Raw genomic sequence first — 25112 nt, forward strand, 5'->3', positions numbered from 1 at the left:
ATGGATATCCAAAAAAAACTTAATGTATTGATTGTAGAGGATTCTCTTGCTTCTTATAAAGCAATTGTATCTGTGTTACAAAATTTTGGGTTTTCTATTTTTTCTGAAAGAGCTGAATGGAAAGCAGAGTTTGAACAACGTATCACTGATGAAACTTGGGACATCGTTATTTCTGACTTTTATCTTCCTGATTTTGATGGTCGTTATGTTATTTCCAGGGTTAAAGAAATCAATCCTGATTTACCGGTAATTCTCGTAACAGAATTTTTGCCAGAAGAAGCTGCTTCTGAATTTCTAAATTTAGGTGCTTCCGAGTTTTTACCTAAATCTTCTATCATCAAACTTCCATTTGTTGTGAATCGTGAGTTAGAAGCTTACCGACTGAAAGTATCGCAAAAAAAAGCTTGGGATATGTTAGTTCATGGGGAAGAACTTTTAACACGTTCACAGAAAATTTCACATCTTGGACACTTTGAAGTTATTTTCCCTGAAAAAAATACTCTATGGTCTTTGGAATTATACCGGATTTTAGGTTTTGACTTTGGCGAAATTCCACTAATGGAAAAAGTATGGGCTCTTTTAGATGAACCAGAACAGGATCATCTAAAAGTAGTTTGGGAAGAGTTGTTAAAAGACAATCATTCGAAGGAAATGATTGTGACTTTGAATACCAAATCAGGTAGAAAAAAAGTTAATTTATGGATGGAGGCGGAACGATTTGAAGGTTCAAGGTTCCGTATCTTTGGAACTATTCATGATATATCTGATGTTTCGGAATTGGAACATTCTATTCAGGTCAACGAACAGTTGTTTAAGGGCATTTTTAATAATTCTTCGCAAGCAATTTTTCTTTTAGATTTGCAGGGTCATGTGATTCGAATGAATCGCAACGCAGTGTTGTCGTTTGAACGTGATGAAACGGACATTCAAGGTTTGGAATTAATACGATCTGTTTTTTCTAATTCTGATCAGGAATCTGTTAAAAAACTGACTTATGGAATGAAACTTGCGTTAAAGAACCAAAGTTTTGAAGTATTCGTGAGTTATAGTTTATCCGACGGAAGAGAAAAATACTTTGATTGTGACTTTTATCCGCTGACAGACCCTTCCGGAAAAATCATATACATTGTGCTCGAAGCAAAAGATATTACGGAAAAAATTGTATTAGAAAGAGCTTATGCACAGTCACAAAAGTTGGAAGCACTTGGCACATTCGCTGGTGGAATTGCACATGATTTTAATAACCTTCTGACACCAATGTTAGCTTATGTTTCTTATTTGAATTCTGAATGGTCAAAAAATGAAACGGATGAATCATTTAAAAAGTCTCTTACTGCAATCGAAGGAATTTCTAAGTCATTAGATCGTGCGAGAAATCTAATCCAACAAATACTCACTTATTCTAAAATTGATAATTCTATTTCAAAACAATTGGACCTTCGGGAACAACTATTACAAGTTTTGCAGGAAGTAAGAGCTGTTTCGTCTAATCAAATTACTTTGTTTACTGATTTAGGAAATGAACCGGCTTACGTAAATGCAGATCCTATTCAAATTTTTCAGATCCTATCCAATCTTTACGAAAATGCTGTTTTTGCGTTACAAGAAAATCCAAATCCTAAGATTACGATTTCCCTTTCTAAAGTATCATATGAAAAATCAGAACTACTACATGTTGGATTTATGAAGAATATGGAGTATTGGAAGTTGGGATTTGCAGATAACGGGTCTGGGATTCCATCAGAAATTATTGAAAAGATCTTTGATCCATTTTTTACTACAAAAGGTGGAAAAGGTACGGGACTTGGATTGCCAATCATTTATGGAATTATGGTGAAAATGGGTGGTACGATCATTGCTAATTCTCGTTTGGGTGAAGGAACTGAATTTGATTTGTATTTTCCTGCATGGAGAACTATGGTTTAATCAATTGACAAAGCCATTAAAATGTTTTATTTAATTATGGTTCCATGAGTTTTTTCTTTAGAAAGCACTTTGAATCTCTATATATAGGATTTCTATGGGGACTACTTACATTACTTTTCTTTTCTTCATTTTTTTTCTTTTACCAAGTGTATGATAGTCGCATGGATCGAAATACATTTGAAAAGAAAAGTCGCTGGAATGCACTTTTGAATCAATATGCATCCTATTTGAAAGATGCAGAAACAGGAGTACGCGGATACCTCCTAGCTGGCGAACCAGAGTTTTTAGAACCTTACCAAAATTCCTTATCTCAGATGACTGCGATAGAAGATCGTCTTCGGGCAGAATGTGAACCACTATATCTTGATGGTTTAGAATCAATCATTATTGCCAATCATTCTAAATTAGAATTTATCAATGGCCTTATAACACTTGCCTCCAAAAGAAAACTAAACAAAGCAGTTTTTATAGAAAGCAAAAGACGGATGGATGTATTTCGAGATGCAGTCAAAGTTGTATTGGATCAAAAAATTATAAGAGAGGAGATTGAAAAAGAAAAAAATCTTAAATTTACAATTCGTTTGGTTGCCGTCTCAGGTGGTTTCTTTTTTCTTCTGTCCATATTAATCTTATGGATGATTTTTGTTTTTAGAAAAAGTACACAATTATTAATCGAAAAAGAATTAATCGAAGATCGATTATTTGAGATTGATGATTTATACCAAAACTCCCCGGTAGGTTTCCATAGTTTAGATGCAAATGGTTATTTTGTAAAAATCAATCAAACGGAATGCAGATGGTTAGGTTATTCTGAAGAAGAATTGATTGGAAAAGTGAAATTGATGGATTTATTAACAGAAGAAAGTAAAGAAATTTTCCAAAAATATTTTCCAATTTTTAAAAAGACAGGTCACATCGATAATTTAAGATTTGAAGCTTTACGTAAAGATGGAAGTTCTTTATTTTTAAACCTTTGGGCTACTGCCATATATTCTAAAAATAATGAAATGATTCGATCACGTTCTGTGTTAATCGATATATCTCAAATGGTTTTGTATGAAAGGGAGTTAATTGAGTCTCGAGTTCGTGCAGAAGATGCAAACCGAGCAAAATCTGAATTTCTTTCTAGTATGAGTCATGAACTTAGAACTCCCTTAAATGCCGTCATCGGACTTTCAATTTGGCTTATGGAAGATAATCCAAAACCAGAACAAATCGAATATTTAAAAAACCTGAGATTTTCTAGTGAAACTCTTTTAACACTTATTAATGATATTTTGGATTTTAATAAAATTGAAGAACGGATGATTATCATTGAGGAAATCGATTTTAGCTTAAAAGAATTTATCAGTTCGGTTTCTACATCTTTTAGTATCAAAGCCAAGGAACAATTGTTATCATTTCATGAAGAGATTGATCCCAACTTGCCGGAACACATTCGTTTTGATCCTACTCGGATGTTACAGGTAGTTAATAATCTATTGTCAAATGCCATAAAGTTTACAAAAGAAGGAATGATTACCCTTCGTGTGTTTTTAGTTTCAAAAGAAGAAAATCAAGTAGTGATTCGATTAGAAGTTGAAGACACTGGTATCGGGATTGCTTTTGATAAACACCAATATGTGTTTGAAAAATTCACTCAAGCTAGTCAGGATACTACTAGAAAGTATGGTGGTTCCGGCCTCGGGCTTGCTATTTCGAAAGGGCTAGCTGACTTAATGAAAGGTGATCTAGAATTAAAATCAGAACTTGGAAAAGGGTCCAAATTTTCATTTACATTTACTTGTAAAATCGGTAAACCCAATTCACAAGATCATGCGCTTAATTTGAAAGAAGCCAAAGATTTAACTGGAAAACGAGTTTTAGTTGCCGATGACATTGAAATCAATCGTTCGATTGTAATTCGTTTTTTGAAAAGATGGGGGATTGAATCCGTCGAGGCATCTGACGGCGAAGAAGTATTGGAGAAGTTGGCGAACGACAATATAGATTTAATACTGATGGACTTACATATGCCTAATGTGGATGGTTACGTTGCAACGAAACAAATTCGAGAAAATGCAAATTGGAGTTGGATTCCTATCATTGCATTAACCGCATCTGCACAATTGGAAACTCAAGAAAAGATTCGTTCTGTGGGAATGAATGATTTTATATCTAAACCCTTTTACCCAAATGATTTGTATCAAAAGTTAAGTCACTGGATTCGATCTTAAGTATTTCTTTCTAAGGAAATGGCAAGTATAGTAATGTCATCGTCAGACCGTTTTGATTTTTGAAATTTTTCTACTTCCGTGATTACTTGGTCACAAATGTATTGTGGACCTGAATCTTTTAATGTTTGTAACAAAGCATAAAATCGATCTTCTCCGAAAAGTTCTCCATCAGTAGCATTTCTTGCTTCAATGACACCATCCGTGAATAAAATTAAAGTTCCAGTTTCTGGTAAAGGTAGAGTTTTTTCCACTAAGGCTGAATCTATATATTCATTAACTGCTCTACCATTACTTGTAATATGTTCCAAGTTTCCGTTTCGATCTAAATAGATCATCGGATGATGTCCGGCATTTGCAATTTTCATTATTTTGTTTTTTTGATCTAAGTAAACAAAAAAGGCACTTAGAAAATGTCCAGAAAGAGAGCTTAGTAGAGACAGTCGAATTCTTTCTGCAGCGTAGGCAGGCCTATTTAAAGAATCATCCCAAATTTGTAGGGATACTTTGGTCATGGAGGCAATCATTGCTGCTGGAATTCCATGACCAGATACATCGCATAAAAACAAACCGATTTCATTTTTTTTAGTAATGATTTGAACAAAATCTCCTCCAATGTCAGATGCTGGTGAGTATCTAAAACCCAACGCATGACCGTTCGCATTACTTAGTTTTTTTGGTAAAAGTCCATTTTGAAGTTTTTGTGCAATTTTTAACTGTAAGTCTAATTCCTGTTTGTCCTCAGTCGCTTTTCTATAGTCGGATGCTTTTAAAACTAAAGCCATCGATAGAAAAAAAACTTCAATAGCAGAGCCAAGTGGTAGTGAGTAAGAAGATAAATGAACTGGTCGAATCCAACCTTGTACTGTTAAAGTATTTAAAGCTCCTCCGATAAGGATGGATCCAAATGCAAATAAAAAAAGTATGACTTCTAGTTTTTTCTTATTTTTAAATACTGCCATAAGAGAAATCGATAAAGCTAATAAAATAGGAATGATGACAAGTATGACACCTAGTTGAATAAAATTTCTAAGTTCTAAGAAGAAAATTGAAAAGATTAGAGATATGAATAAAACGATAAAACCTTTTGTTAGTTTTGTCGTTTTTGGGAATTGTTTTTCCGTTTCTAAAAACTCAGTTGTAAATAATAATCCAAACACGGAAGTTAAATATATGGTAACAGGGAAAAGGTAGTTTTTCCAAGTATGAGAATTTCCTATCTCAATGTATTGCATAAACCCTGTTGAAAATGAATTGATAAGTAATACTGTAGCTAAATAAAAGAAGTAGAAAAAGAATTTTCGATATCTAAGTGTATGTGCTAAAAACAAACTAAAAAGAAACATCATGAATCCGGCACCGAAGTATGCGGCAAAGAAGATATCTTGTTTCTTTGAAAACGCGATAAAACTTCTAGAGTTGTAAACAGATACAAAATTAAAGATTGGATTTGCTGAATGTATTTTTACATAGATGGTTCTTGTTTCATCTGGTGATAATGTGATCGGAAAAGCTGGGATATGTGAATAGATAGGTTTGTTTCTTTGTAGAACCTGTTCTCCCGACCATTGAGTTATCCAATTTCCTTTGACTTGTGTATGGAGTTCAAAGACATCTACGACAGGGCTAGAGAAGTGTAAAAAAAATGTATGAGGTAAGTTACCATAATGTATGAGTGTGATTTTTAACCACAACGGATCTTTTGCACGTGGGAATGATATTGTAGCGTTTGGATTTGGTCGCCAAATTGTGTCTTCTCTTAAAATTCGATCCAAACTAGAATCTTTTTCTGGTACAATTACATATTCAAAATACTTACCGATGTCACGGTAGTTTTTAGATTCTTCTATGGAGAGGGGAAAGGACCAAACTGACTGGTTGATAAAAATAATGCTAACTATAGTTAGGAGTCGGTATAACAATTTCTTTGTGAAAGGTTTTTCTTTTTTCCTAACAGCACTTTCTTTTCTTAAAATGAATTCCTTTTGAAACCATCCACCCAAATTCGAGCCATTTTTTCCGAGACTTTCTTCCTTTGGGTTCTTGGCCGTTTGGCTCGGATTTCTTTGCGGAAAAACGGGTGAGAATGAGAAAAAGGAAAGCCAGTTTCGAAACATCTTCACTATAATAGGACGGAGATGGGAAAGAGAAAGTGAATTTCCAATAAAAAACTTGTAAGAAGAGCGCAGAATTAGCAGTCTAATGGTAAGAGTGCTAAAGCAGGGGAAACACGATGAAACAGTATGATTCTAACGTCCAGGGAGCCTTGGACATTGCGCAAACCGAAGCGATCAGGAGACAAAATACGGAAATCACTCCCTATCACTTGGTCTGGGGTTTTATGACCCTACCAACTTCAGTTTCCGGAAAAACATTAATTAAATATAAATCTACAGTGGATGATTTTTTAAAGAAACAAGCCAAAGCCTCGGGAGAGATCCCTTTCGAGTCCTTACGCACTTCTCCAAAATTGGCTCAGTGGTTTACTATGGCCTCTTCTCGAGCTGCTGAAAATGGCAGGGATGAGTTGAAAGAGGCCGATTTCCTAAAGTTTTTACCTCAGGTGCTTCCTGAATTAAAAATCAATTATGAAGATCTGCAAGTAAAGGAAACGGATGAAGAAGTTCCTAATTTTCTTGTGAATCTGAATGATTTGGCTCGAGAAGGAAAACTCGATCCTGTCATAGGTAGGAGTAAGGAAATTCGTTCTGTGATGGAAATTTTGGGACGAAGATCGAAAAACAATCCTGTGTTAGTTGGTAGTGCCGGCGTTGGAAAAACGGCTATCGTTGAAGGCCTTGCCGAACAAATTGTTAAAGGCCGGGTTCCCGATGTATTAAAAGGAAAAACAATTTTTTCTTTAGATATGGGTCAACTAATGGCGGGAACAAAATACCGTGGTGAGTTTGAAGAAAAATTAACTGCGATGCTTCGTTATATCAAAGGTCAATCAGGAGAAGCAGTTCTCTTTATCGATGAGATTCATCAATTAGTAGGTGCTGGTAAAACGGATGGAGCTATGGATGCGGCCAATCTTTTAAAACCAGCTCTGGCAAGAGGGGAACTACACTGTATTGGAGCCACAACCCAAGACGAATTTCAAAAATACATTTTGGGCGATCAAGCTTTGGAAAGAAGGTTTCGTGCGGTTCCTGTAAATGAACCCAGTAAGGAAGATGCAATCGAAATCCTTATGGGAATTCGCGATAAACATGAAATTCACCATGGAATCAAAATTTCTGATGAAGCTATTTACGCCTCGGTACTTTTATCAGACCAATACATTACCGATAAATTTTTACCAGACAAAGCCATTGACTTGGTAGATGAGGCCGCCTCTGCATTAAAACTATCTGCGGAAGCTATGCCTACTGAGCTTGTGGAATTAGAAAGCGAAATTCGCTCCAAAAAAATCTTTGCCCAAGTAGAAAAGAAAAATGAAGAGATCTTAAAGGAAATCGATGGTTTAGAAAAGAAATTCCAAGAAGGAAAAGTAATTTGGGAAAAGGAAGTCAATTCTTTGAAACAAATTGCTTCTATCAAAAATAAAATTGATCGGGTAAAATTTGATTTGGATGCAGCCCAACAAAGAGCCGACTATACAGAGGCTTCTCGATTAAAATATGCGGTCCTTCCGGAGTTAGAAAAAGAGTTAAATAATTTTCAGAACAGTTGGATTTTGGAAAGAAATCATATAGCGGCTGTTATTTCGAGGCAAACGGGGATTCCAACTGAAAAGATTTTAAAAACAAAACAAGACCACCTACTGCATTTGGAAGAGGATCTCAATACCGCAGTGTATGGACAAACGGAGTCCATTCGCGAAATTGCAGATACCTTACTTACATCCTATGCAGGAATTTCTTCTGAATCACGACCGCTCGGTTCCTTTTTATTAAAAGGCCCAACGGGTGTGGGAAAAACAGAAACGGCTAAAGCCATTGCAAAATTTTTGTTTGATCAAGAAACTAATTTGGTTCGGTTGGACTTAAGTGAATATTCCGAAAAACATTCTGTCGCAAAACTGATCGGTGCACCGGCCGGGTATGTAGGTTATGACGAGGGCGGAATCCTAACAGAAGCTATTCGGAGAAAACCGTATTCCGTAGTTCTCTTTGATGAAGTAGAAAAAGCACATCCTGACTTTTCTGATATATTACTTCAAATTTTAGATGAAGGTCGATTGACAGACAATAAGGGTCGGACAATTAACTTCAAGAATACCATTCTGATTTTGACAACTAATTCTAAAAATATAGAAGCAGACTTCAAACCAGAAGTATTAGGAAGGTTAGATGCAATTTTGACCTATCATTCATTAGATTCTTCGATTATGGAGAAACTAATCGAAAAACAACTCCGCCAGTTGAATGAAAGGTTGAAGGTAAAAGGGATTGTAATCGAACTTTCAGAGAGTACGGAACATATTCTGCGAGAACAAGGGTTTGATCCAAAATTTGGAGCAAGGCCACTCGCTAGTGTTTTTAATCGTGTTGTGAATCGACCGTTGGCCAAAGAGATCCTCTCCGGTTCCATGGGGGAGGGTAAATACAGGGCCGATTGGAACGGAGAACAATTACAGTTTGTTTCCATTCCTGAATTTGCCGGATCCAAATCCTAATTTCTGGAAAAATATTGAAGTGAACCCAGCTATGGTTTTACCATGGTTGGGACTTTTTAGTCTAAAGATTACTTTATGTCAAACTTAAACATCACATCCACCTTACAGTCAAACCAGTCCATTTCAGTTCCTCAGTTAGGACTTGGAGTTTGGAAGTCTCGACCCAAAGAGTGTTTTGAAGCTGTAAAATCGGCATTATCCTTTGGCTATCGGCATATTGATACTGCAGCCATTTATGGAAATGAATCGGATGTGGGGGCAGCGATTAAGGAAAGTGGTGTGAGTCGAAGTGATATCTTCCTTGTCACAAAACTTTGGAACGCTGACCAAGGATATGATACCGCCTTGCAGGCGATAGATGTTTCGCTGAAAAAATTAGGAACCGATTATGTGGATATGTATTTAATTCATTTTCCTGTTTCCGGAAAACGAAATGAGTCTTGGAGGGCCTTGGAAAAAATAAAAGCTGAGGGAAAAACAAAATCCATCGGAGTCAGTAATTTTATGGTTTCACATTTGGAAGAACTCTTAAAAGAAACTGGGACGGTTCCTGCAATGAACCAAGTGGAATACCATCCCTTTTTACAGGACCCCAAATTAAAAGAATACTGTATTCGAAATGGAATCCTGCTAGAAGCGTATAGCCCATTAGCACATGGGCAAAAATTAGAAGATCCAAAAATCACTCAATTGGCAAATCGTTATCACAAGTCGAATGCACAAATATTGATTCGGTGGTCTTTACAAGCAGGTCATGTGGTCATTCCAAAATCAAAAAACCCTGATCGCATTAAAGAGAATGCTGATGTCTTCGATTTTGTTTTATCGGATGCGGATATGAAGGAAATTTCCAGTTGGAATGAAGATTTTCGAACTTGTTGGGATCCCACTACTGTAGAGTGATGGATATCCCAATCTTTAGCTTATTTTTTATCAAAAACAAGGACGGCAGATTGTCTGTTGTCCTTGGTGCCTAAATATCCATAACCGAATGGGAAGGGGAGAGTCTCGTCATTTGTCAAAACACTTAAGTTCTTAAGTTCTGGTTGGACTTCAGGAAGAACCGCTCCCGATAGATTCCATGATCTTTCATACCTACCAAAAACTTGGCGTTTCCAGGTTTCTTCTGGAAAAAAACGAATAGGAAACCCCGATTCATCTTGGACTACAAACTCTGCATTCTTTAGGAACAGGTCCCTAACTAACCTTCTTTTTTCACCATGAAACAAATATTCTGCTGATTTTGTAAAGATTCCTACATTTGTTAGTTCTGAAAAGTATTCATACAATCCGTCGCCTGGCACACCTTCATTACCTATTAAGAATATTTTAAAGTATGTAAGTGTTTCTTTTTTCTTTAGTTTTGTATCATAAAGGAAAATTGTGAATCCTTTATAGGTAATTCCTTTACCGATAATCTCTTCTTCTTTTGAATCTAGGATTTCTTTTCCCATTCTACGTAAGAAGGCAACAAATACTGGATAGGCTCCATTTAATTCTTTTTTTTTGGTCTCTTCCTTCATTTTCCGGTAAGTGAAATAATTTCTGCCAGCCAAGTGGTCTGACAGATTTCGAATGCCTTGTTTTACAATTAGTTTCTCTTTATCAGTTAGAGAAGAATATTGGTTGGGATAACCTGGATCTTCCAATCCGAATAATATATAACGTTCTGACTGAGGGTAAAACGAAAACAAGTTCAGAACGTCGATTCCACTAAAAGGATAAATGACAGTTTTTACATTAGGGTTGTAATCTTTTCCTTTAAGATATTGGGTAATCGTATCTTTAGTGTTTGTTAGTTTATTCCAACTGAGATCCATCTCATTTTTATGGAGTGGATCTTGATTGGAAAGGCCAGCCCATTCATCATAAACTTGCGTTTCTTGAAAGGCGGTTTCTGTTTTCTTCTCTTGGATTTGGCATTGGAGAGAAAAAATCAATAAGAAGAGGATCGTTTTTTTTGTCATAAGTTTCGGAATGTATCAGGGACAATCTGTAAGAAGACTGTTTCCAGACATCCCTTTTCACTGGTAGTTTTGGATTTTTATGAACGGTAAATTCGATCTTCTTTGATTTTGGCAAAAAAAAACCGGCCCGGGAAACCCCGAACCGGTCAATGGTTCCTAAAAAGAAAGCCGTATTTGTTTATTCTCCGACTGCAACATCTCCGTCTGCTTCGGTTGAGAAACTAACTGGTTGTTTTGATTTTGTTTCTTTAGTTTCTTTTGGGTCCCTTTCAATGGATTTTACTTCCCTTGTTTGGATCTTTGCCTGGTCCACAAGAGGAAGTCCATTGAGATCCCGAACTTGGTTCTCAATTTTAAATGCGATATCTGGGTTTTCGAGAAAGAAATTTCTAACTTGTTCCTTTCCTTGTCCGATTTTTTCTCCACCATAGGAATACCAAGATCCCGCTTTTCCAACAAGGTCATGGCGAACGGCAAGATCGATCAGAGAACTTTCTTTGTTGATTCCTGTCGCATACATGATGTCAAACTCTGCTTGGCGGAAAGGTGGAGCGCATTTGTTTTTCACCACTTTCACTCGCACCCGGTTCCCGATAGGTTCTTCTTTTTCTTTCAGAGTTTCGATACGACGAATGTCCAATCGGATGGATGCATAGAATTTTAAAGCATTCCCACCAGTGGTGGTTTCTGGACTTCCAAACATCACACCGATCTTCATACGGATCTGGTTGATAAAAATAACAGTGGTATTGGATTTGGAAATGGTTCCCGTGAGTTTACGAAGGGCTTGGGACATGAGTCGGGCTTGCAAACCCATATGTGAGTCTCCCATGTCTCCTTCGATTTCGGCTTTTGGAACTAGGGCTGCAACCGAGTCGATTACGATAAGATCAATCGCGTTGGAGCGAACCAAGGATTCACAAATTTCTAGAGCTTCTTCCCCATTGTCGGGTTGGGCTACGAGTAGGTCGTCTACATTGACCCCTAATTTTTTAGCATAAGCTGGATCGAGAGCATGCTCTGCATCGATAAAAGCGGCAATTCCCCCTTTTTTTTGCGTTTCTGCAATGGCAGAAAGGGTGAGTGTTGTTTTACCCGAAGACTCTGGTCCATAAATTTCTAGGATTCTACCGGACGGAAATCCGCCTATTCCCAAAGCAATGTCTAGATCCAAAGATCCAGTGGATACAACGCTCATTTCTGCCATACGTGTATCTGCCCCAAGGCGCATAATGGAACCTTTACCGAATTGTTTTTCGATTTGGCCGAGCGCCGCGTCAATGGCCTGCTTTCTTTGGTCGGTTTCTTTTTCTTGAGCCTTGTCAGCTTTCTCTTTTTTCATGAATCAAACGTTCTCCTAAAATCGGTGTTCCGAAAGACTGGGTAGGGGACTAGGTCAGCTGGTTTCAAAAAAAATCTTCTGAACCGACTCTTTCAAGGATGAACCCATCCCTCCCGAATTCCACTCTTTTTCTCTTCCGGATTGGTTCCAGTATGCATGAGACCTGGGACAAATGAGAAGGAGGAGGGAATTTTTTCTGGATTATGTCTTTTTTTTCCGTTTTCAACACTAAACAAAATGTAAGTACTTGTATAGTATTTTTTTGCCGTAGGAGAAAGAAAACTTTGCCGATAGTTTCTCTGTATGACACTGCCAGCTCTTGAAGTCCAAATTCCCGACCATTTTCCACAAGCCATGGCTGAACTTTTTCGTAGTTATCGAACGTATCTAAAAATTGAAAAAAACTATTCGGAACATACACTTTTTGCTTATTTACGTGATTTGAAATTTTTCTTTGAGTTTTGCCTGAAAGAGGAAATTGATATTTTAACCGTTGATGTATTGGATGTGCGTGCTTATTTTGCTGACTTAAAAGCTTCCAAAAAACAAGACAAACGAACACAGAGTCGTAAACTATCTTCTCTAAGAACCTTTTATAAATTTTTATTTCGAGAAGAAAAAATCGGAGCAAACCCTATCTTACAGGTGAGTTTCCCAAAAACCAAAAAGAAGTTACCTAAAAATTTTTCACAAATAGAAACAGAAGACATTCTCGACTACGAAGATGGGGAAAAAGCGGAAGTTTTAGGAAAAAGAGACAAAGCCATTGTCGAAGTATTATATAGTACTGGCCTTCGGGTTTTTGAGTTAGTGAATGCCAAGTTAAGCGATCTCAATCACGAATTAACATCACTCAAAGTAATGGGAAAACGCCGGAAAGAACGTTTTGTGTTTATTGGTGAAGAGGCACAAAGTGCACTGAGAGAGTATTTAGAAGAGAGAGGCACAACAGGGCCTGAGGAAATCTTTTTAAACCAACGTGGTGGTAAATTAACAACACGTGGGATTCGTTATATTCTTTCTGAACGTAGAGCGGTGATGGGAATGGAAAAAGCGATCACTCCTCATAAGTTCCGTCATACTTTCGCTACTGATTTATTGAATGCCGGTGCCGACATTCGCGCCGTACAAGAGTTACTTGGCCATTCTTCTTTATCCTCCACACAAGTATATTTAAGTGTATCGAGAGATCGTTTAAAGGAAGTGTATCGGAATGCACATCCTCATGCGAAGAAATAGGATTGGTTTTTCGCGCGTGAATAGAATCACCCCGCCCTGAATTGAGGGAGGGGAACTAGACCCGCCGCCCAATAACTTCTCTCTACCACAAAATCAGCTTTTACGAAACTAATTCCCCCACTTCCTTGAAAAAACTTCCCATAAGTTCATATTTAGGAATGTTTATTCTGATAAATATAGTTGACTATAAAAATATGGCTGACTTTATTTATTTGTGCCTAAAGGTTTAGATAAACATTTCGATCCAATTCTTTCCTTCCCATTGAAGGAGATAAAATTTGCTAAAACAAGAACCAATTTAACCTTCGCTTTCTTAAAAGAATTAGAATCGAAATCTTTTGAAGAAATCAAAATCAAAGAACTTTGTCAAATTGCTGAGGTTTCAGAACCGACCTTCTATAATTATTTTCCAGAGAAGGGTGATTTGATCCTCCATTACATTCAAATTTGGAGTTTACAGGTCTCTGTTTTTGTCCATGAGAAAAGATTGTCTGGATCTGGACTCGGAATACTTTCCGCTTTATTTAGATATACGGCAAAGGAATCCAAAAAAAATCCTAGAATCCTTTTGGAAATTATATCCTTTCAGGCAAGGACTCGGAAATCGATAACTCAACCAAAACTTACAAGAGCCGAACGAGTGTTACTCTTTCCCGATAGTGTTGGAATTGAAAACTTGGAAGCACTTGGGGTAGAAGGAATCATTCGAAAAGCAATGTCGGTCGCGGCCGAAAATGGCGAACTCCCGGCTTCAACTGATTGGAAATCCCTTTCTTTGTCGATCGCCTCTTGTTTTTTCGGAGTTCCCATTCTCTCTTTTCAGCTAAACCAAAATTTAGAAAAATTATGGCTTGAGTCTCTCTATTATTTATGGAGGGGCGCTGGTGGAAAAGTGTAAGTTAAAATAAAAATATTACATTTTAATATAAGTATATAAGGAGTTAATGATGAAGTGGTTTGATCATAAATGGATACTTTTATGGGTCGGTGCGATTTTACTTGGTTTTACTGGAATGAATTGGAACATTCCTATTTTTGCCTGGATTGCCCTTGTTCCTTTTTTGCGTTATGTCCGACTTGGGTATTCTATTTTTACCCTGCTTGTGGCGCTTATCGTCATTCAAACTGCTTCTACCATGCGGATCGTCTCAGAGCCATTTCATTTCTGGATAGCGATCCTCTCTGGAATCCAAGGTGGTATTGTTTTCACTTTTATACTTTGGATTTGGAACAAGCTTAGAATTAAATTTCCAAAACAGATATCTCCTATCTTGAGTTTTGCATTTTTATTTACCATTATTGAATGGATAGGTGGTTATGGTTCCGAATTAGGTGTTTGGGGAATGATCGCTAATAGTCAAGTGAATGATATAATTTTACTCCAATCCGCCTCTATATTTGGAGCCACTGGAATTAGTTTTCTTATTTATCTAGTGAATGCAAGTATCGAACAATCTCTATCTGAATTTATTTCTGAATCTAACATTTCCAAATCTTCCAAATATTTATTATCCACTTGTGCCATACTCCTCGTTGGTTTGTCCTTTTATGGAACAGTTCGACTTACCATTCCCATCGAAGGAAAAAGTATCAAAGTGGGAACTGTAACTTCCAAAATGGAAATTCAAACCATTTGGTCAGACCCTATTCAAAATCAAAAAAATACCGATCTTGTTTTTGATCGAACCAAACAGGCCGCCGAGGAAGGTGCAAAGGTTGTTGTGTGGAATGAAGGAGCTATCCTTGTCCATAGAACAGAAGAGGATTCGTTTTTAAAAAAAGTTTCAGCCTTGGCGAAAGAAAAAAATATCGAAGTGATCGCCGCTTATATAGTCCCATTAAAGGAAAAAGAATTCTTTATGGAGAATCAGTTGCATTGGGTTGGTAATGATGGATCCACACGCCAGATTTATTTCAAACAATTCATTCCGCCGGGTGAACCAATCTCAAAGCACCCTTCTGAGATCCAAGCCATTCAAACAGATTGGGGAAATATGTCTGTAGCAATTTGTTATGATTTTGATAGTCTCCAACTAACTCAAAAACATTCCGAATTAGGAACAGGAATCACTTTTATCCCTGCTTCTGATTGGAAAGGAATCAATCCTTTTCACACAGAAATGGCTGTCCTCCGTGGAATCGAAAATGGAACGTCTATTGTTCGTTCTACTAGAGGTGCTATAAGTGGGATTTATGATGTTTATGGTCGGGCAAAAGGAACACTAGATTATTATGAGGAGAATGATGGCGTTTTGGTTGCATCCGTACAAACGACCTCCATCCCAACTCTCTATAACCAATTGGGAAATTGGGTGGTGGGTATGGGCTTTTTATATTTTACCATTTGTGGATTTTCCATTTTAGCGATTCGAATTAAAAATAGGAACTAACAAGGATATATGGAATCGATTCAAAATAGAGATTTTCTGGTTAGAAATTTTCTAAATATTTGATTGAATTAAATTCCAATTTTGTCATGATTTGTAGTCTGTGAATTCCTGAATTCCCTGAGGGAATTTACAAAGGATGGTTTGATGACTTTAGTCGCTGATAAATCCATTTTGCTCGTCGAAGATGAGGCCGTTCTCGCAATGTTTGAGAAAAACCAGCTGGAACAAGGGGGTTACAACGTAACGCATGTTACGAATGGTGAAAATGCCATCCAACTCATCATCCGAGAAGAAAAACCATTCGATTTGATCCTCATGGACATTGACTTAGGTAAGGGTCTCGATGGAACACAAACCGCTACAGAAATACTAAATCATAAAGAAATTCCCGTTGTTTTTCTCTCCTCACATACAGAGAGAGAGATTGTAAAAAAAACAGAAACCATCACTTCCTATGGTTATGTAGTAAAAAACTCTGGATTTACTGTTCTCGATGCTTCGATTAAAATGGCGTTCAAACTGTTTGAAGCAAACGAACTTACTAAAAGTAAAAAAGAACATCTGGAAACCGTATTACATTCAATAGGTGACGGTGTGATTGCTACTGATGGCGATGGCAAAGTCATTCGTATGAATCCCATTGCTGAAAAACTAACCGGTTGGACTCACGATGAAGGAGTTGGTCTCGGTATCAATGAAATATTCAAAATTGTGAATGTTAAAACTCGCCTTTTAGTAGAAAATCCTGTAGATATTGTTTTGCGAACGAATTCAATTGTTGGACTCGCCAATCACACAGTTCTTCTTTCTCGAGACGGATCAGAATATCAAATTTCTGATTCGGGATCACCTATCAAAGATTTAAATGGGGATACTCGAGGTGTTGTCCTTGTCTTTAGAGATATCACTGCTGAATACAATATTCAAAGCCATATTGCAAAACAAGCAAACATGCTCAATAACGTCTTGGATGCAGTGATCGGAACCGATTTTAATCATAAAATTAACTATTGGAACAAAGCGGCAGAAAAAATCTATCTTTGGAAAGCGGAAGAAGTGATTGGAAAATCCGTAATGGAGGTTCTCAAAACAGATTATATCAATCTTTCCAGAGACCAGGTGATTCAAAGGGTGAATTTAGAAGGTAGTTTTATTGGGGAAGTGGTTCAGTATGCAAAGGATGGAACCATTCGAAACATTGAAGTGAACCAAGTCCTTTTGGATGATGAAAGTGATTTACCAATAGGATATATCGCTGTAGGTAGAGATATATCCGATAGATTGAATGCTCTTCGGAGAGTCAAAGAATCGGAGGCCAAACTTACACAAATCATTGAGTCTGCAATGGATGCGATCATCAGTATTGACCAATCCAAAAAAATTATACTCTTCAATGGAGCTGCTGAAAAAATGTTTGGATACCAATCATTGGATATCATTGGTCAACCATTAGACCGGTTGATTCCCATTGATTTTCGTAGCCAACATGACAATCATATTGATTCATTTTCGAATACAGGCGTGAGTCGAAGAGCCATGGGAGCTCTTGGTCAGATCCGCGGACTTCGAGCCAATGGGGAAGAGTTTCCCATTGAAGCTTCTATTTCTCAGATTTCTGTAAAAGAGGAAAAATTATTTACGGTAATTTTACGAGATGTGAGCGTCCGAAATCATTCAGAATCAAAAATCCAAAAGTTATTACATGAAAAAGAAAATATATTAAAAGAAATTCACCATCGAGTGAAAAATAATATGAGTTCCATTTTTACATTGTTAACTCTTCAGGCAAGATCACAGTCAGAAAGTTCTGTTCAAACGATTTTGTATGAAGCTGCTGGGCGTGTTAAAAGTATGATTGTTCTTTATGATAAATTATATCATTCAGAAACAGATAATACCGTCTCTCTACAAGATTATTTTCCAGCCATCTTCAATGAGATTGTTTGTATTTTTCCAAAGAACGTAGAAGTAAAAATGAACATTCTTGAGGAACCAATCGAGTTAAGTGCTAAACTCCTTTCTTCTTTAGGAATCATCCTGAACGAACTTATCACAAATTCAATGAAACATGCATTTAATGAAATTTCAAATGCAGAGATTGGTCTCAATATCTTTCGCAAAGAAAAAAAACTATATTTGGAATATTCTGATAATGGAGTTGGAGTTCCGGAAACAGTATCATTTGAACATTCACCTGGATTTGGTTTACAATTGATTGGAATGCTTGTCGATCAAATTGAAGGCAAAATTAGCATCGTTAGACAACCAACGCCTAAGTTTCTTTTAGAGTTAGCGGTTTGATCCATTCTAAGTCCAACTTGGTATTTGTTTAATTTTTAAACTCTTCGTTTGGAATTATTGTTTACCATACTTAGGCTTCGGCTCCTATTCTCACATGGGCCAACTTCAATTTTTTGTTGTTTTATGTTATGCAATTCCTGTTCTTGCGATTTTATTTCCAATCGGACTTTCTTTCTCTTATATTTTTAAGATCACTGGCCTTGACCGCCCGTCCAATCGAATCAATAACTACTTAGGTTATTTTTGGTATCGTTCTTTTTTCATTCTTACGGGAAGACAGTTACAATTTGAACTGGGCGACTGGGATCCCAATGGTCATAATCGATTTTTAATTTGTAATCACACCAATGCAATGGAAGTCCCACTCATTGTTTCATTACCTTATCTATCAAAATCCAAAGATGTAAAATTATCATATTTAGGCGGAGATATCATTCAGAGATACAAAATCATTCCGCTGATGATGCACAAAACGATTGTAGAAGCAGTCATTTATTCTGAAAAAAAACCAAACTTTCGAAATTTTAAAACGGATGTGCTTAGAGTCTTAAAAACAAGATCTATTTTTTTATACCCTGAGGGGGAACGAACTTTTACGGAAGAAATCAAACCGTTTCAAACGGGTGTGATGAAAATTGCATATAAATTTCATGTGAATTTGGATGTATTTGTTGTGAGTGGAATGATGGGTTATTCCAGTTTACCAGAATATTCACATCTTAAAAAATCAAAAACTGTTTACTTCCATTTTTGTGGATCTATTAAAGCAAAGGACTACGACACATTTGAGTCTTATCTATCCGCCGCAGAAACATTAATGAAAAATAAAAAAAAGGAAATCGAAGCCATAGAAAAATCCGCCGTAGCAATAAACTAACGACGAATTATAGTTATGTGATCTTTATTTAGATAGGGTTTTTGTGTAGGCTACAAGTTGGTCGAGGGCGGCACCCCATCCATCCAAAAATCCCATTTCTTCGTGTTGTTTTCTCGTTTCAGGGTCTTTGTGTTTTGCAACTGCTTTGTATTTTGTGGAAGTACCTAATGATTCCATGGTGACAAAGGCAGTCATAAAACTATTTCCAGATGGTCTGTATCCAGGAAGTAAACTATCGGTAAAAACTAGTTTCTTTAGATAATCAATTTCCAAAAAACATCCGGTGTTTGGAAATTGATTTCCTTCCGGTGACTCCATCATTGTATAAAACTCTCCACCAGGTTTTAAATCAATTTTACAATCGATGGTTTTCCATGGAGCTGGAGTAAACCAATGGACAAGCTGTTCTGGTTTTGTCCATGCATTCCAAACTGCCTCCACTGGTACTTCAACAATTCTTTCCAACACCAAATCCAATTCGGGATTGAATGTTTCATTTGATTCTTTACTCATATTTTTTCCCCTTTGTTTTTAATAAGAATGAGTCCAACTGGTTCAGCCTTGTTTCCCATAAAGATTTTTGAACCTGCAACCAAGATTCCATCACTGAAAATGGATTAGGATTTAGAAAACAGACACGTACCCTTCCCGTCTTCTCCGTATAGATCAGCTGAGAAGATTCCAATATATCCAAATGTTGCATAAACGAAGGCATAGCCATAGAAAAGGGTGCGGCTAAATCGCTGACACTGGCCGGTCCGATCCCCAATCTCTCGATCACTTGACGCCTGGTTGGGTCTGAGAGGGCGTGTAAGACCACATCTATATTGTAGGTTCTTTTGACCATAGAGGCATTTTATTCGATGATAATACTTAGGTCAACACCTAAGTATTAATTTTATGGTACAAAAGTTAGTTTTCTAAGGGAATCCATTCCATTTGATGGGAAAGGTAAGTTGATGAAAAAATCAAATCTCGAACAAAAGAAAGTCAGTGTAGAAATCCGCCGCCTTTCAAAATCCTTTCCCTATGTTTTGAAATGGTCGTTCATACTTGGATTTATATCTCTACTTGTGGGTTCGGCCTCAGCTTTCTTTTTAATGGCACTGGAACAAGTAACTCAGTTTCGGGAATCGAAATTATGGTTGGTCTATTTTCTCCCTTGTGCCGGATTTCTCATTGGTTGGTTTTATTTTCATTTTGGGAAAAATGTAAATAAGGGGAATAATTTACTCTTAGAAGAAATCCATTCTCCGACTTCTATCATTCCGATCCGTATGTCTCCTTTTGTATTGTTGGGTACTCTTGTGACCCATCTATTTGGTGGATCTGCTGGAAGGGAAGGGACTGCTGTCCAAATGGGGGGATCGATTGCGCACCAATTGGTTCGTTTCATTCCTCTGAACATCAAAGAACAACAAACATTGATTATACTCGGAATGAGTTCAGGATTTGCTTCTGTTTTTGGAACTCCTTTTGCCGCGGCTGTTTTTTCGATTGAGGTTTTGCGGATTGGAAGTTATCGATTGCGATTGATTGTTCCGTCTTTAGTGACGGCCTATCTCTCCCACTGGGTCTGCTTGTTTTGGGGAGTGGAACATTCCCACTATCCACAAATTCCATTTGATTTAACAGGAATCATTTTTGTTTATTTGATCCTTCTCGGCATTTCCTCCGGATTGGTTGCTAAACTATTCAGTTGGTCTCTCCATAAACTTTCAGAATTATTTCATAGATGGATTAATTTTCCGCCCTTGCGACCTTTCTTCGGAGGGATCATAGTGGCTTTGTTATTTGTCATTGGACTGAACCCCATTTATTTTGGGTTGGGTCTTCCTACCATTCAATCAGCATTTGTTGATCCATTGCCCGTTGAGACGTTTTTATTTAAATTGTTCATCACTGTGATTACCATTGGGTCTGGTTTTAGGGGTGGTGAGGTGACCCCTCTTTTTTTTATTGGAGCAAGCCTGGGGAATCTATTTGGTTATTTGGATCCTACACACTTATCTTTGTTTGTTGGCATCGGTTTTATTTCCGTATTTGCAGGTGCTACGAATACTCCCTTTGCTTGTGCGATTATGGGTATGGAATTATTTGGATGGGAATCTGGAATTTTCTTTTTGGTCACAGCCTGGATTTCCTATGTCTGTTCCGGCCATATTAGTATCTACACTTCACAAAGAATCGGACGTACCAAGTTCCTGAGCCCATCGTCTGATCTTAATAAAAAAATTTCCGATTTGTTTAAATAGTTTTTGAATAAAATTTTCGTTTACGTATTTTTTTGTTTTTTTGCAATAAACTCGTGTTTATTGGTCAAATAACAAAGACGAGGGGATATATTTTGTTTTTTTTGTGTCCATTTGGTTTCGATTGAAATCCAAAAAATGATTAAAATCAAATGGATCAATTTCATTCTTAATCTTTGCACTTTATCTTTTGTGACATTTCCGTATGTATATCTCTAGAATTAGGCAAAATCCTATTTAATTTTCTAAAATTCTAATTTTGTTTTTACAAATTTGAAAATGAAGTTAATCTGAGTTGTTTCTTGTTTTACAAGGTCATTCGGAAAAAAATATGAAAACCATTATTACACTTTTTACCATCTTTTTTCTATCCTTTCAATGCAGTCGATTTCAGTTCGGATCCAACCAAACAAAAGACGAAACAGCCGGTGCCGTCATCACTTTCTTACAAGGTACCATTCTGATCAGCACGCAGGGAAAAGAAATTCAGGCCAAACTGGGGGACGTGATTCGTCCGGGAGATCGCATCGTCACAAAACTAGGGCGGGTGGATTTACAAACGTATCGTGGCGAAGTGATTCGCATTAAAGACAACTCGGATGTTTTATTTCGAGAAATCGCTGGACAAAGTCGCCAAAACACCGACATCCATTTGTGGGCAGGAAACCTCCTCGTAAAATCAGTAAAATTAAAATCGGGTCAAAACCTTTCTGTAACATCACCTACTATGGTTGCGGGAGTTCGTGGGACAGTGTTTTCTTTTGAACTAGAGAAAGGGTCTGTACCTAAGGTGAAAGTTTATGAAGGGGCTGTAGCCGTTGCTTTTAAAACTTCACCAAAATTAATAGAAATCAACGAAGGCCTCTCTAAAGAAAATTACAATCGTTTGGTGAAGACATTGGAAGAGAACGAAGTGGTTTTGGAGCCGGGGGAATGTTTAGAAGTCAATCCTAACTTAAATGAATTGGTTTATTTGATTAATGCTAAGGTAGCGGCTGGTACACTTTCTGGAGACGAATTATCGGGTTTTATCGATTTTGATTCTGGATTGTCTAAGGCTGGTAGTGCTGTCACACCGCAAGAAAAAGCCGAAGCAGAAACGTTAGTTGTGATTCCTTCAGAGACAGTAAAAAAACAAATCGAGTCGCAAAACACAAATTCTACAGAGGCTGTTACTACGACGATTGCAAAAGAACACGAAGAAAAACGGTTTGAAGCATTGAATAAAATCACTGCTGATGCAGAAAAAACCGGTTTGGACAATGAGGAAGAGATCCATAACCATTATAGTGTTTTAGAAACCATCCACAAATCAAATGGGGAAATTCTTTCTGGGGCCGTCGTCGCTCAGTTAGGTGATATTTTTATTGTTCATTCAACAAAAGGAGTCTTTCAGTTAGAAATGAACGATATTGAATACGTGGAATACAAAAACTTCAAAGTCAAAACGAAGACAAAAAAATAAGAGGATTTCCATCGAGGGGGTTCTTTGGGAAACCCCCCTTAAAAATGGAAAGAGCGGTAAATCCCTTAATGGACTCTGCCTTTGATCCATTTTTAAAAAATAACAGTGGTCATAAGGTGGATTATCGGTGGGGTTTTGCCAATGAAGTTTGTTTTCCTGTCGCTTTACATACCTGCCGACCGATTGAATGAGACAAATGAACACAGTGCACTTAGGTCACCTCTCCCTCGTTTTATCTCCCTCGTAGATCTACCAAACTCTTTGTTCTCGTGCTTCGTTTCAGCCCGAAATCAATTGGGAACTTCAACCCAGAATTCAAAGGTAGAAATGGTAATATATTTACAAAAATTTTATGAACCATAAGATCGATCCTTATGAGTATACGACAAAGGGTCTCTCTATCCATCGCCGGTATTTTATTTATAGGGTTTTTGATACTAACCACATTTCAAATCTATCGCACAATCACAGACCTCAATGCCGAAATCAAAGAGAATTCAAAAATCACTTCTGAAAAATGGTCCTATGAAATCCAAGAACATCTAAATGCAATGATGGGAGTGATTCGGGGATTTCGTTTTGCCTTGTTTTATGCATCCCCGCCTCGAGAATCTATGATCAGTAGTATGAGAGAAATCTTGGAAAGGAACGAAGATATATTCGCCATCTGGTTATGTTATGAACCGAACGCTTATGAAGGAAGAGATGCGGCCTTCGTCGGCAAACCAGGCCATGATAAAACAGGTAGGTTCATTCCTTATTTACATAGAACTGCTGATGGCAAAATCAATTTTGAGCCATTAGTCGACTATGACAATCCAAACGGGGCCGGTGATTATTATAACCAAGTAAAAAAATCAAATAAAGCAAAGGTCTTTGGTCCTTACGAATATTTGGCGGGAGGGAAAAAAATTCAAATGATATCTCTTGTGGTTCCTATTTATCCTAAGGGGAAATTTATGGGAGCTGCTGGTATCGATTTAGATGTCAGCACATTACAGGAAAAAATTGGGGATACACGTCCATTTCGTGGCCAAGGGCATATTGCCTTTATTTCGTCTGATGGAACTTATGTGATGTATGGGCAGGATCAAACCAAACTTGGTAAAAAAATAGAAAACCCTGATCATTTGAAATTTTATTTAGAAAATTTAAAATTAGGAAAAATGTTTACAATCCAACATGATGGTTACACAAACTATTTTTCCCCGTTTCATATTGGTAAAGATCCTCAATTTTGGGCGCTTCAGATTAGTATTCCTGATTCCATTTTTAGTGATCAAATTACTAAAGTTATCCTTAGTTCTACTTTGATATCAGTTGCAATTTTGTTTGTAGTTTTATTTTTCTTAAATTTTGTATTTAAGAATCAAATCAGTCTTCGTTTGGAAAAGGCAATGGATTTTTCTTCTCAAATTGCGAATGGAAACCTCGCTATCAACGCGGAAGAAATCAATCAAGATGAAATTGGAAGTTTGTTACATTCGATGAATCGAATGAAAAATAGTTTGGTTTCTATCATTGGTGATATCAAACAAACAGTAGAAAAGTTGGGTAACCAATCGAATACGATGGCATCCACTTCCCAAAATTTATCAGACACTTCACAGACACAAGCTTCTGCTGCCGAAGAATCTTCTGCTGCCGTGGAAGAGTTGTCTGCATCGGCAGAAAACGTTGGTAAGTCGATGGAAGATGCTGTTGTTAAAATGAAAGAAATTGATAAGTCCGTGTTAACTTTAAGAGAAGAAGTTCAAAATATTAATAAAGAAATGGAATACCTTGCAAAATTTGCATCGGAATCCAGAGAACACGCTGTTGTTGGTGAAACTGCAATGAACGAATCTACACGGGCCATGGAAGACATAGGTGAAAAAGCAGAACGAATTAGTGAAGTATTGGATATCATCACTGAAATTTCAGAAAAGACCAATTTGCTTGCGTTAAATGCGGCGATTGAGGCTGCTCGAGCAGGGGAAGCTGGTAGAGGGTTTGCAGTAGTTGCCGAAGAGATCGGAAAACTCGCTCTACAAACTGGTGCTTCAGTAAAAGAGATTGGGGATCTTGTGATATCAACAAATTCTGCAGTGGAGAATGGAAATAAAAAAGTAACTGAAGCTGCACAAGTTTTGAATCTACTCAATAGTCGTGTGAAAGAGTTTGAAACTTCTGCAACTAGGGTGCTCGGTTCTGTATTACTTCAAGAGAACAATGCAAGGGACATCGCTCAAAATTCGAACCTGCTCACTAACCTAAACTTACAAATTGAAGATGCTGTTTTTGAACAGAAGAGGGCAACAGAGGAAATTTCGAAGACAATTATCAGTATTTCTAACGGAACCCAAGATGTTGCTACTGGATCAGATCAATTGACTATTGTATCTGCGGAAATTGCTTCCCAGGCTTCCTATCTTTCTACTCAAGTGGAAAGATTCAAACTCAAATAAATCGAAATCAAATTTTGCTTACAGAATCAAGGTCAAATCTTAGACCTTGATTCTAATGTTTTTAGTAATCTC

17 protein-coding genes are annotated in these 25112 nt (G+C 37.2%); 12 read left to right on the forward strand and 5 right to left on the reverse strand.

Features of this window, described 5'->3' with window-relative positions; genetic code table 11:
* Positions 1-1926, forward strand: coding sequence for a hybrid sensor histidine kinase/response regulator (locus EHQ49_RS08520; RefSeq protein ID WP_135578412.1), 1926 nt, complete (start codon positions 1-3; stop codon positions 1924-1926).
* 161 nt (positions 1927-2087) lie between these two features.
* Positions 2088-4142 carry a hybrid sensor histidine kinase/response regulator gene (locus tag EHQ49_RS08525; protein ID WP_244241411.1) on the forward strand — a complete coding sequence of 685 codons (2055 nt, stop codon included), beginning with the start codon at positions 2088-2090 and terminating at the stop codon, positions 4140-4142.
* Here the strand turns inward: EHQ49_RS08525 and EHQ49_RS08530 are convergent.
* Complete coding sequence (locus tag EHQ49_RS08530; protein ID WP_244241412.1) at positions 4139-6256, reverse strand: SpoIIE family protein phosphatase; 2118 nt, start codon at positions 6254-6256, stop codon at positions 4139-4141. The genes EHQ49_RS08525 and EHQ49_RS08530 overlap by 4 nt on opposite strands.
* A 116-nt stretch (positions 6257-6372) precedes the next feature.
* Between EHQ49_RS08530 and EHQ49_RS08535 the strand changes: the two genes are divergently transcribed.
* Together EHQ49_RS08535 and EHQ49_RS08540 are read left to right on the forward strand one after the other, a co-directional pair.
* Complete coding sequence (locus EHQ49_RS08535) at positions 6373-8760, forward strand: ATP-dependent Clp protease ATP-binding subunit (RefSeq protein WP_135578416.1); 2388 nt, start codon at positions 6373-6375, stop codon at positions 8758-8760.
* Between the two features lie 75 nt (positions 8761-8835).
* Positions 8836-9663 carry an aldo/keto reductase gene (locus tag EHQ49_RS08540; protein ID WP_135578418.1) on the forward strand — a complete coding sequence of 276 codons (828 nt, stop codon included), beginning with the start codon at positions 8836-8838 and terminating at the stop codon, positions 9661-9663.
* A 20-nt stretch (positions 9664-9683) separates the two neighbouring features.
* Here EHQ49_RS08540 and EHQ49_RS08545 read toward each other — a convergent pair whose 3' ends face one another.
* Both EHQ49_RS08545 and recA read right to left on the reverse strand, forming a co-directional pair.
* Positions 9684-10727 carry a hypothetical protein gene (locus EHQ49_RS08545; RefSeq protein WP_135578420.1) on the reverse strand — a complete coding sequence of 348 codons (1044 nt, stop codon included), beginning with the start codon at positions 10725-10727 and terminating at the stop codon, positions 9684-9686.
* A 178-nt stretch (positions 10728-10905) separates the two neighbouring features.
* Complete coding sequence (gene recA / locus EHQ49_RS08550) at positions 10906-12069, reverse strand: recombinase RecA (protein WP_135578422.1); 1164 nt, start codon at positions 12067-12069, stop codon at positions 10906-10908.
* Positions 12070-12372: 303 nt separating this feature from the next.
* On the opposite strand from recA, the gene xerA reads away from it, so the two are divergent.
* The 5 genes from xerA (at position 12373) to EHQ49_RS08575 (ending at position 18876) form a co-directional block, all read left to right on the forward strand.
* A complete protein-coding gene (gene xerA / locus EHQ49_RS08555; protein WP_135578425.1) occupies positions 12373-13308 on the forward strand; it encodes a site-specific tyrosine recombinase/integron integrase in 936 nt (311 codons plus the stop codon).
* A 214-nt stretch (positions 13309-13522) separates the two neighbouring features.
* The gene (locus tag EHQ49_RS08560) at positions 13523-14206 is read left to right on the forward strand and encodes a TetR/AcrR family transcriptional regulator (protein ID WP_135578427.1); all 684 of its coding nucleotides are present in this window, start codon (positions 13523-13525) and stop codon (positions 14204-14206) included.
* A gap of 49 nt (positions 14207-14255) precedes the next feature.
* Positions 14256-15698, forward strand: coding sequence for a nitrilase-related carbon-nitrogen hydrolase (locus tag EHQ49_RS08565; protein WP_135578755.1), 1443 nt, complete (start codon positions 14256-14258; stop codon positions 15696-15698).
* Positions 15699-15842: 144 nt separating this feature from the next.
* Positions 15843-17999, forward strand: coding sequence for a PAS domain S-box protein (locus tag EHQ49_RS08570; protein ID WP_135578430.1), 2157 nt, complete (start codon positions 15843-15845; stop codon positions 17997-17999).
* A 94-nt stretch (positions 18000-18093) separates the two neighbouring features.
* On the forward strand, positions 18094-18876 hold the full coding sequence (locus tag EHQ49_RS08575) for a 1-acyl-sn-glycerol-3-phosphate acyltransferase (RefSeq protein ID WP_135578432.1): 783 nt from the start codon (positions 18094-18096) through the stop codon (positions 18874-18876).
* Positions 18877-18900: 24 nt separating this feature from the next.
* On the opposite strand, the gene EHQ49_RS08580 is transcribed toward EHQ49_RS08575, so the two are convergent.
* Together EHQ49_RS08580 and EHQ49_RS08585 are read right to left on the reverse strand one after the other, a co-directional pair.
* Positions 18901-19389 carry an SRPBCC family protein gene (locus EHQ49_RS08580; protein WP_135578434.1) on the reverse strand — a complete coding sequence of 163 codons (489 nt, stop codon included), beginning with the start codon at positions 19387-19389 and terminating at the stop codon, positions 18901-18903.
* Positions 19382-19723, reverse strand: coding sequence for an ArsR/SmtB family transcription factor (locus tag EHQ49_RS08585; RefSeq protein ID WP_135578436.1), 342 nt, complete (start codon positions 19721-19723; stop codon positions 19382-19384). The genes EHQ49_RS08580 and EHQ49_RS08585 overlap by 8 nt, the downstream gene beginning before the upstream one ends.
* A 112-nt stretch (positions 19724-19835) precedes the next feature.
* Here EHQ49_RS08585 and EHQ49_RS08590 point away from each other — a divergent pair, with 112 nt between their 5' ends.
* The 3 genes from EHQ49_RS08590 to EHQ49_RS08600 all read left to right on the forward strand — a co-directional run bounded on the left by EHQ49_RS08590 (position 19836) and on the right by EHQ49_RS08600 (position 25040).
* A complete protein-coding gene (locus tag EHQ49_RS08590; RefSeq protein WP_135578438.1) occupies positions 19836-21131 on the forward strand; it encodes a chloride channel protein in 1296 nt (431 codons plus the stop codon).
* Positions 21132-21459: 328 nt separating this feature from the next.
* Complete coding sequence (locus EHQ49_RS08595) at positions 21460-22593, forward strand: FecR family protein (protein WP_135578440.1); 1134 nt, start codon at positions 21460-21462, stop codon at positions 22591-22593.
* A gap of 374 nt (positions 22594-22967) precedes the next feature.
* On the forward strand, positions 22968-25040 hold the full coding sequence (locus EHQ49_RS08600; RefSeq protein ID WP_135578442.1) for a methyl-accepting chemotaxis protein: 2073 nt from the start codon (positions 22968-22970) through the stop codon (positions 25038-25040).
* The last annotated feature ends 72 nt before the right edge of the window (positions 25041-25112 follow it).

This window comes from Leptospira perdikensis, from assembly GCF_004769575.1.
In the GTDB taxonomy this organism is placed as follows: Bacteria; Spirochaetota; Leptospiria; order Leptospirales; family Leptospiraceae; genus Leptospira_A; species Leptospira_A perdikensis.